This window comes from Lamprobacter modestohalophilus (assembly GCF_016583905.1).
Classification (GTDB): Bacteria; Pseudomonadota; Gammaproteobacteria; order Chromatiales; family Chromatiaceae; genus Lamprobacter; species Lamprobacter modestohalophilus.
The window spans coordinates 101,229-109,329 of sequence record NZ_NRRY01000012.1 but is presented as its reverse complement, the minus strand read 5'-3'; the positions used below and the strand labels follow the sequence as shown (position 1 = coordinate 109,329).

6 protein-coding genes and 1 tRNA gene are annotated in these 8,101 nt (G+C 61.1%); 1 reads left to right on the top strand and 6 read right to left on the bottom strand.

The window, feature by feature from the left end; all coding sequences use genetic code 11:
- Positions 1-493, bottom strand: a 493-nt coding sequence (locus CKO42_RS09700; protein ID WP_200242854.1) for a helix-turn-helix domain-containing protein, incomplete at its 3' end; no start/stop codon positions are given.
- Between the two features lie 254 nt (positions 494-747).
- Here CKO42_RS09700 and CKO42_RS09695 point away from each other — a divergent pair.
- Entirely contained in the window at positions 748-1,305 is a 558-nt protein-coding gene (locus CKO42_RS09695) for a hypothetical protein (RefSeq protein ID WP_200242852.1), read from the top strand.
- A 20-nt stretch (positions 1,306-1,325) separates the two neighbouring features.
- On the opposite strand, the gene CKO42_RS09690 is transcribed toward CKO42_RS09695, so the two are convergent.
- The 5 genes from CKO42_RS09690 to groL all read right to left on the bottom strand — a co-directional run bounded on the left by CKO42_RS09690 (position 1,326) and on the right by groL (position 8,071).
- Positions 1,326-3,767, bottom strand: a complete 2,442-nt coding sequence (locus CKO42_RS09690) for a TOTE conflict system archaeo-eukaryotic primase domain-containing protein (RefSeq protein ID WP_200242850.1) — start codon at positions 3,765-3,767, stop codon at positions 1,326-1,328.
- Between the two features lie 265 nt (positions 3,768-4,032).
- Positions 4,033-4,108 (bottom strand) — tRNA-Thr (locus CKO42_RS09685).
- A gap of 196 nt (positions 4,109-4,304) precedes the next feature.
- Positions 4,305-5,153, bottom strand: a complete 849-nt coding sequence (locus CKO42_RS09680; protein ID WP_200242847.1) for a type III pantothenate kinase — start codon at positions 5,151-5,153, stop codon at positions 4,305-4,307.
- 158 nt (positions 5,154-5,311) lie between these two features.
- Positions 5,312-6,187 (bottom strand): serine hydrolase, encoded by an 876-nt coding sequence (locus tag CKO42_RS09675; RefSeq protein WP_200242845.1) that lies wholly within the window; start codon positions 6,185-6,187, stop codon positions 5,312-5,314.
- A 240-nt stretch (positions 6,188-6,427) separates the two neighbouring features.
- Positions 6,428-8,071: a chaperonin GroEL gene (gene groL / locus CKO42_RS09670; protein WP_200242843.1), complete on the bottom strand. Its 1,644-nt coding sequence runs from the start codon at positions 8,069-8,071 to the stop codon at positions 6,428-6,430.
- Positions 8,072-8,101: the final 30 nt, after the last annotated feature.

The window sequence follows — 8,101 nt, the reverse complement described above, 5'->3', positions numbered from 1 at the left end:
GGGGCGTGTTGATCCAGCCCCGGGTGCGGTGCGGCTTGAGGTCGGCCTCGCGCAGAAAGCGCCCGATGGAGTCCGGCGAGATGGACTCCACGATGCCGCGTGCGATGGCCTCGGCGGCCAAGTCCGCGTGGGTCCAATGCGTCAGTTCTTGACCGTCGCGCTTAGGCGGTTCGCAGGCGAGCGCCAGGATCGAGCAGATCTGCTCCGGGCTGAAGGTCGGCGGTGTGCCCGGGCGCGGGGCATCGACCAGGCGCTCCAGGGCCGACTCCGTGGCCGCGGCACTCGACCACCGGCGACGCCAGCGCTGCACCGTCGCGCGGCCGATGCCAAGGCGTTCGGCGGTTGCGCGCACACCGACTCCATGTGCGGCGAGGAGAATGATCTGAGCGCGCTTGACCAATCCTTGGGGCGCGTTGTGTCGGCGCTCCAGCGCTTGCAGGACGCGAGCGTCTTTGTCAGAGATGTCAACTGGGGCTGCAGTACAGCGCGGCATCGGTGAGAACCTCCGGTCAGTCGCTATGTGAATGATGAGAATGACGAGGTTACTATCTGGGAACGGTCTCAGGTATTTAACAGGGTTGCACTAGCACCGAGGACGCCAGGAGCGCAAGCATTTTCGATCATGATCAAGCACCTATCGCGAAAGAGTGGCCAACATCGGTGTCTTTCGCTGCGGCCGTGTGCGGATGACTGGCGTATCGTGCTGTGGTGATGCTGCCGACGCCTTCACACTCAGAGAACCCCGCAATGCTTGATCCCCTGCCCGCCTTTGTCCTCGACCTCTATGCCCGGGTGAATAGGAGATCGCGTCCCTATTGGTGCAGCTCGTCGATCAGCTGCAGGATCTTCAGCGATCAGCTGTTGGTGTCCTTGCCCTTCCTGCTGAAGGATCTGTTCAAGCGGTCGTTTCCGAGCGCCCTGTGGGGTCCGGATGTTCGCTGTTGGGTCATCCCGTTGGAGCAGGCGGAACGGCTGAACCAGTGGATCAGACTCGTTGAGCGCTCAGGCCTGCTCGAGGAGATTCGCGCCATCGAACGACGCTTGCCGGAGGCTCAGGAGGCCCAAGCGCTGAGCGCCGAACTCGATCAGCTCAGGGACGAGATCCGTGACTCGCTTGAGGAGACGATCAAGAAAGACCAGCGTTTGTATCGGAAGCACTTGAAAGCCGAGATGACGGCGCTGAAGCGCGATTTCGCGCAGCTGCGGGCTGCGCGTCATACGCAGGATAAGCAACCTATTCCGGATCAGTCGGTGGCACGCGATTCCGCCGTAAGCGCGTATACCTCTTCAGCGGAAGAGCGCTGATCTCAATCATCACCACCGCCTCAAAGCTGGTAGCCCATGCCGCGATAGCCCTGCATCCGTTTGTCGAGCATCCTCGCCAGCATCGGCACCTGGCGGTCGACATAGTCAATGACGCGCACTTCGGTCTTCGCCTCATGCCGCCGGTGCAGGCGCCCAACGTATTGGACCAGGGTGCCTTTCCAAGAGAATGGCATCGCCAAGAACAGGGTGTCCAGACGCGTATCGTCAAACCCCTCGCCGATGAACTTGCCGATGGCGATCACCAACCGAGGCTCACCGGCCGGGATCGACGCGAGCCGCTCAACGGCGGCCTGACGTTCCTTGGTCTTCATGCCGCCCTGCAGCACGATGAGGTGCTTCGCCACGTCCGTCAGCTGTTCGGCGAGGCGGGCCAGATGGTCTCGGCGCTCGGTCAATAGGATCGGCGAGCGCCCTTCACTCAACGCCTGCGTGACGTCGTGCAGGATCATCTGGTTGCGCGCATCGTCCGCGGCGAGTTGGCGGTAGAGTTCCTGGATGCCGATGTCTGCGTCCGCGTCGGCGAGCCGAAAGTCGGTCTCACGCAGGATCAGCCGGTGCTCAAAGGGGCGCGCTGCAGCCTGGTGCTTGGCGTCGATGGCAAAGCGAACCGGACCGAGCTGGAGTGTCAGGATCGGATGGTGCCCATCGCGTCGCTGCGGCGTTGCGGTGAGCCCGATGACACAGCGGGCCTTGACCTCGCGCATCACCCGCTCGAAGGAGACGGCCGGCACATGGTGGCATTCATCGACGATGACCTGGCCGTAGCTGGCGACGAGATCATCGACGCTATCTTTGCGCACCAGGCTCTGGATCATGGCGACATCCAACTGGCCATTCGGCTTGCGCTTCCCGCCTCCCACTTGTCCAATCTCACTGGGCGCCAGACCGAGGAAGACCCCAAGCTGTGCGACCCACTGCTCCAAGAGTTGGGTGCGGTGCACCAAGATCAGGGTGCTTCTTCGTCGTCTCGCCAGCAGGTTGATGCCAATGACGGTCTTGCCCGATCCGGGCGGCGCGATCAGCACGCCGATGTCATGGGCGGCCAGGGTCTCGACCGCTTGCGCTTGGAGCGCTGTTAACGCCCCTTGAAAGGCAACCTCGAGCGCTGCTCCATCGGTTCGCTGATCGTCGATGATGAGTTCGACAGAGTGCTCACTGAGCAACGCTTGCAGCGCATCCAGACAGCCACGCGGCAGGCCTAGATGCTCTGGATGTTCTTCGGCGCAGCTGATGATGCGCGGTGTGAGCGCTGTCGATAGGCGCATGGCCTGCTTCTTGTAGAAATCAGGATTCTGAAAGGCCGCGAGGCGTTTGATCTGGCTGATGAGCACAGACGGCAGACCAGCGGTCTCGACGAACAGGAGCTGAGAGGAGACGGCGCGAATGTGCGGTGGGAGCTTCTCAGTGATGTCTAACCGAGGTGCTCGGTGAGACGGTGGACGCCGCCAAGGAGCCGTCGCCTCCTCATCATCGCTTAACCCACCCTGGCGAACGCCGATGATGTGTCCGCGCTCAGTGGCCTCTTGGACGAGCGCGTCGACCTCATCAGGACACAGGCGAGGAATCGAGGCGAGAAAGCCCCACTGATCTTGATAGGGTGACCCCTGCTCGTCGATGAAGACGCTGTGTCCTTGCTGCCTGGGCTCGTGCTGAAAGGGCAGCGCGATGAGATTCCCGAACCCGCCTTTGGGCAGGGTGTCTTGGTTGGGAAATAGGCGATCGTACGAGGTCATCGGCAGCTCATGCCGCCGCGCCATGGTTTCAGTGAGGAGATAACAGCCCAACTTTCGGGCTATCGTCGCCGGCACCGGCGCGTTGAAGAAGATCCAGAGATGGGCACCGTTACCGGAACGAGAACGCTCAATGGCATGAGGAACCGCTCGGTTCCGGCAGGTCTCGGCAACGGCGGCGACGTCGTTCTGCCAGCCAGCCTTGTCGAAATCGATCGCGAGAAAGCAACAGGTTTCATCGGCCAGCATCGGGTAGACGCCGATGACATGACGCCCTTGCAGATGATCGCGCACGACCTGTTTGGTGACGGGGAGGAATGCCTGATGTTGGCAGTCGCCGCATTTGACCTTGGGCTTGGGATCGACCTTGGCGCAGAGACCACGAGCCCATTCGTTGCCACACGCCGGTGAGTAGCCTTTGCGTCCCTTGCTCGCGTTGATCCAGAGCTTGGGGTAGACATCGCGGCGGCCCCGGAAGCGATCCATGAACAGGGCGATCTTCTCGTCAGGGGTCGTTGGGGCTGGATACTGCGGGGTGGATGCACGCGCTTGCCAATCTGCTCGATCCTGAACTCCGGTTTCTGAGCGCAGCTGTTGGCGTAGATCAGTGAGTTTGAGGGACAACTGACCCCGTTCGCGCTCAAGCTCTGACAATCGCGCTTCCGCATGAGCGATCTCGTCTTCGAGACTCTTTCGGTGACGACGGAGCATGAGCGCGATGGTTCAGCGACGAGTTACTGAATGCTAACGCTTTCCGTCAGTGCGACCGTTAGTTTTTCGACTCGACGTCGGGGGAGATGGGACTGGATGCAGCAGTCGATGTCGGACGGGGAAGTGATTTGGTCCAATCAGGGCCATCCTCTTCCAAGAATACGCAGGGGAGGAAGCCAACGCCCTAACGGCTACAGAACGGCTACCAGAGGGACATGAGCTAGAAACGGCTACCGGAAATTTTTCGTTAAGCTGTTGTTTTTAATGGAGCTGGCGGACGGATTCGAACCGACGACCTGCTGATTACAAATCAGCTGCTCTGCCAACTGAGCTACGCCAGCGATGCTTGGAGCGCAAACCTAAAACCCGAGCGGATCTCGAGGGGTCGAGAACGGGGTTTACTAAGGCTCCGAGGGGTGAGTTTAAGCGAGGTGCGCCTTGAGCTCAATGTGAGGATGCAGGTTGTTGCGATTCGATGGCTTTGGATTTTGCTGCCTCAACGTCATTCTCCCTATTCTGCGCGAAACCGATGCTGTATTAAGCAAAGCGGGCAAGCCCCATCAGTACCAGGTCGGGTTGCAGATGGACGGCTCGGCGGAGGAGTGGCGCCAGGCGGTCCGCGTCGCCGCCGGTGATGATCAGGCGCGGTACCTTTCCCGTTTCTTGCTGCAGCGCGCTTCTAAGGCGCTCGGCGAGGGCGGCGGGGGCCTGGAGGCTGGCGGCCGAAATCGCGGGGCCTGTGTCGGTGCCCCAGGGGGTGTAATGATCTTGGGCTTGGTGCGGGGGCATGCGGGTACCTTGCAGTAGGCTCGCGCGCAGCATGGCAATGCCGGGCAAAATCTGCCCTCCTCGATGTCGTCCGTCGGCGAGCAGCGCGTCGAAGGTGATCGCCGTACCGGCATCGATGACCAGGGTTGCGCAGCCTTGCTCGGGTGTCTGCGGTGGCTCCGAATCAGGGTGTGTTGTTGCTGTCACGGCGGTGGCAGATTTCGGCTCCGCTCGCATCGGATCAGGCCCAGCTTTCGCCAACAGATCGGGTCGCTCAGCGAGCCATTGGGCGCCGATCAAGGCCAAGAAGCGATCGACGCCGAGCCGCGCTGGCTCCTGGTAAGCAATCTGAACGCCCCAGGCTTCGCCTTTGGATTCGATGCGCTCAAGGGGACATTGCCAGTAGGCAGCCGTGGCGGAGCTGACGGCATCAAGGACGGACGCCGGCCCAACACTCGCGACCAACACACCATCGACAGACTCAAGCTTCTCCCAGCTAGCAAGCACATCAATGGGTAGCGAGCCGAAATGCCGTGCGGCAACCATTGGCCCTGGCAATTCCGCATCCAGCGGAGCCCACTTTAGGCTGGTGTTGCCGATCTCAACCAGCAGTTTCATCGAGGTCGCCAGCTGTGCCAGCAGCATTCAGGGTGCAAGGCGGCCAGTGGGTCATACTCACGCCACGGAAGTCTCATGCTCGCTAATGTCCTAAACACTGATGTCTTGCACACTGAAGTCTTGCACACTGATGTCTTGCACTCACTGATGTCTTGCACTCACTGATGTCGCGCGCTCAAACTGGTGGTCTTCAACTCGCCCGCTTCGGCAAGCCACTGACGCAGCCGGTTGGCGTCGCCAATCGGCGTGAGCTTGCCTTGGGCGTTGAGAAAGATGGCGTAGACGCGGCGATCTTCGATCACGGCCTGCATCACCAAGCAGCGCCCTGCCTCGTTGAGGTAACCGGTTTTGGATAACTCCACGGTCCAGCGTTCGTCGCGGGTCAGCGGGTTGGTGTTTCGGTACTGCAGCGGACCACGTCCGGCATGCGGGCTGATGTCGACTTCGCCGGTGGAGGTGATCTCGCGGATTAAGGGGTAGCGTGCAGCGGCGTTGAGCAGACGCACCAAGTCCTCAGCTGTCGACTGGTTGCCGGCATCGAGACCGCTCGCATCGGCAAATTGGGTGTCGCGCATCGCAAGCGATTGCGCCTTCTCGTTCATCGCTTCGACAAAGGCCGGCGTACCACCGGCGAAGGTGGTCCGCCCAAGGGCAGCGGCGGCACGGTTGTCAGAGGACATGAGGGCCGTTCGCAAGAGGTCGGCCCGAGACAGTCTGGCCTCGTCGATACGCAGCCGCGAACGGCTCCAGCGCAATCGGTCCCGATCGGCCTCAGTAATGGTGATTCGGTCATCGAGCGGGACATCGGCATCGATGACCACCATCGCTGTCATCAGCTTGGTGATCGAGGCGATCGGACGAATTTCGGTTGGATTGCGCTCGAACAGCCGATTACCTTCGTGATCAATGACCAACGCGGTTCCAGATTGGATCTCAGGACCGGCCGCATGCGCGGTCAGCGCCGTGGTCAGCGCAACCAGCAGCAACAAGGCAAGCGCGGGTTTGCTGCGCCAGCTCGAGTATCGAGAAGACATCTCAGAACTCTTCCGTAGGTATCAGTTTCACAAAGCAGATTGAAAAATAGTATGGCACATTTTTCGAGCAATCAATGTTGCGTTTCCGGCAGGCAAATGCTGCAGCACATTGTGCCTAACGGGTGCAAGAAAGGCGATTCCGAAAGCAAAAAGCCCCGCCGAAGCGGGGCTTTCTAGGCGTGCCAGCCAATAGGAGTCCACCAACGGCAGACTCTCGATGGCGGCATCATATCACCGGGCTTACATCATGCCCATGCCGCCCATGTCGCCCATGCCGCCGCCGCCCGGCATTGCCGGCTCGTCCTTCGGCTCCTCGGCCACCATGGCCTCGGTGGTGATCATCAGCGCAGCGATCGACGCGGCGTTCTGCAGCGCGGTACGGGTGACCTTGGTTGGGTCCAGGATACCCATGTCGACCAGGTCGCCGTACTCGCCGGTTGCGGCGTTGTAGCCGTAGTTACCTTCGCCCTCGGCAACCTTGTTCAGCACGACCGAGGCTTCGTCACCGGAATTCATGACGATCTGACGCAGCGGCTCTTCCATCGCACGCAGTGCGATCTTGATGCCAGCATCCTGATCGTGGTTACTGCCGGTGAGGGTACCGCGGATCTTGGTCAGCGCGCGCACCAGCGCGACGCCACCGCCGGCAACAATGCCCTCCTCGACGGCCGCACGGGTCGCGTGCAGGGCGTCTTCAACGCGCGCCTTCTTCTCTTTCATCTCGACTTCGGTCGCGGCGCCGACCTTGATCACCGCCACGCCACCAGCCAGCTTGGCCAGACGCTCTTGCAGCTTCTCGCGGTCGTAGTCGGAGGTGGTCTCCTCGACCTGGGCGCGGATCTGGTCGCAACGACCTTTGATCTCGGAATCGGAGCCAGCGCCGTCGATGATCGTGGTCTCATCCTTGCTGATCTGCACGCGCTTGGCCGAGCCGAGCTCGTTCAGGGTCGCCTTCTCCAGCGACAGGCCGACCTCTTCAGCGATCACGGTACCGCCGGTGAGGATGGCGATGTCTTGCAGCATGGCTTTGCGACGATCGCCAAAGCCCGGTGCCTTAACAGCGCAGACCTTGATGATGCCACGGATCGAGTTGACAACCAGGGTAGCCAGGGCCTCGCCTTCGATGTCCTCGGCGACGATCATCAGCGGACGACCAGCCTTGGCGACGGCCTCGAGCACGGGCAGCAGATCACGGATGTTCGAGATCTTCTTGTCGTGCAACAGGATGTAGGGATCTTCCAGCTCAGCGGTCTGGCTCTGCTGATTGTTGATGAAGTATGGCGACAGGTAGCCGCGGTCGAACTGCATACCCTCGACGACGTCGAGCTCATTGTGCAGCGACTTGCCTTCTTCGACGGTGATGACGCCTTCCTTACCAACCTTCTCCATCGCCTCGGCGATGATCTCGCCGATCGAGTCGTCGGAGTTGGCGGAGATGGTGCCGACCTGGGCGATCTCCTTGTTGTTGGAGCATGGCTTGGACAGCGTCTTCAGCTCGCTGACTGCAGCTGTAACCGCCTTGTCGATGCCACGCTTCAGGTCCATCGGGTTCATGCCGGCGGCAACCGCCTTCATGCCCTCGCGGACCATGGCCTGAGCCAGCACGGTCGCAGTGGTGGTGCCGTCGCCCGCGATATCGCTGGTCTGCGAGGCCACTTCCTTGACCATCTGCGCGCCCATGTTTTCGAATCTGTCGGAGAGTTCGATCTCCTTAGCAACGCTGACACCATCCTTAGTGACGGTCGGGGCGCCGAAGGACTTCTCCAGCACCACGTTGCGGCCCTTAGGACCCAGGGTGACCTTCACGGCGTTGGCGAGGATGTTGACACCCTCGACCATACGGTTACGGGCATCTAGGCCGAACTTAACTTCTTTTGCGCTCATCGCGTTGTTTCCTCGATCAAATCTGTGTGG

Coding starts and splice junctions, on each gene's coding strand:
- CKO42_RS09695 (WP_200242852.1), top strand. CDS start 748: ATGCTTGATCCCCTGCCCGCCTTTGTCCTCGACCTCTATGCCCGGGTG.
- CKO42_RS09690 (WP_200242850.1), bottom strand. CDS start 3,767: ATGCTCCGTCGTCACCGAAAGAGTCTCGAAGACGAGATCGCTCATGCG.
- CKO42_RS09680 (WP_200242847.1), bottom strand. CDS start 5,153: ATGAAACTGCTGGTTGAGATCGGCAACACCAGCCTAAAGTGGGCTCCG.
- CKO42_RS09675 (WP_200242845.1), bottom strand. CDS start 6,187: ATGTCTTCTCGATACTCGAGCTGGCGCAGCAAACCCGCGCTTGCCTTG.
- groL (WP_200242843.1), bottom strand. CDS start 8,071: ATGAGCGCAAAAGAAGTTAAGTTCGGCCTAGATGCCCGTAACCGTATG.